This window comes from Pseudoalteromonas sp. L21 (assembly GCF_021728035.1).
GTDB classification, from domain to species: domain Bacteria; phylum Pseudomonadota; class Gammaproteobacteria; order Enterobacterales; family Alteromonadaceae; genus Pseudoalteromonas; species Pseudoalteromonas arabiensis.
This window is the reverse complement of record NZ_JAKKCV010000014.1, coordinates 1-1,043: the sequence shown is the minus strand read 5'-3', so window position 1 is coordinate 1,043 and position 1,043 is coordinate 1. Positions and strand designations below refer to the sequence as shown.

The 1,043-nt window shown below is 46.5% G+C and carries 1 protein-coding gene; it reads left to right on the top strand.

The window, feature by feature from the left end:
- Positions 1-1,043 (top strand): elongation factor Tu (gene tuf, locus L3V41_RS19900; protein WP_237128349.1); only part of this gene is annotated, 1,043 nt, incomplete at its 3' end.

Here is a 1,043-nt window from a genome sequence, read left to right as displayed (position 1 = left end):
ATGGCAAAAGAAAAGTTTGAACGCGTAAAACCGCACGTAAACGTAGGTACAATCGGCCACGTTGACCACGGTAAAACTACCCTAACTGCAGCAATCACTAACGTACTTGCAAAAGTATACGGTGGTGTAGCGAAAGACTTCGCATCAATCGATAACGCTCCAGAAGAGCGTGAGCGTGGTATCACAATCTCAACTTCACACGTTGAGTACGATACACCAACTCGTCACTACGCACACGTAGACTGTCCAGGACACGCCGATTATGTTAAAAACATGATCACGGGTGCTGCTCAAATGGACGGCGCAATCCTAGTAGTTGCTGCGACTGACGGTCCTATGCCACAAACTCGTGAGCACATCCTACTTTCTCGTCAAGTTGGTGTACCTTACATCATCGTATTCATGAACAAATGTGACATGGTTGACGACGAAGAGCTACTTGAGCTAGTTGAGATGGAAGTTCGTGAACTTCTTTCTGAGTACGACTTCCCAGGTGATGACTTACCACTAATTCAAGGTTCTGCGCTTAAAGCGTTAGAAGGCGAGAAAGAGTGGGAAGACAAAATCGTTGAGCTTGCAGAAGCACTAGATTCTTACATCCCAGAGCCAGAGCGTGACATCGATAAGCCATTCATCATGCCTATCGAAGACGTATTCTCAATCCAAGGTCGTGGTACAGTTGTAACTGGCCGTGTTGAAGCTGGTATCATCAACGTGAATGACGAAGTTGAAATCGTAGGTATCAAAGAAACTACGAAGACAACGTGTACAGGTGTTGAGATGTTCCGTAAGCTTCTAGACGAAGGTCGTGCGGGTGAGAACATCGGTGCACTTCTACGTGGTACTAAGCGTGAAGACGTTGAACGTGGTCAAGTACTAGCGAAGCCTGGTTCAATCACTCCACACACGAAGTTCACTTCAGAAGTATACGTACTTTCTAAAGATGAAGGTGGTCGTCACACGCCATTCTTCAAAGGTTACCGTCCACAGTTCTACTTCCGTACAACTGACGTAACAGGTGACGTACAGTTACCAGACGGCGT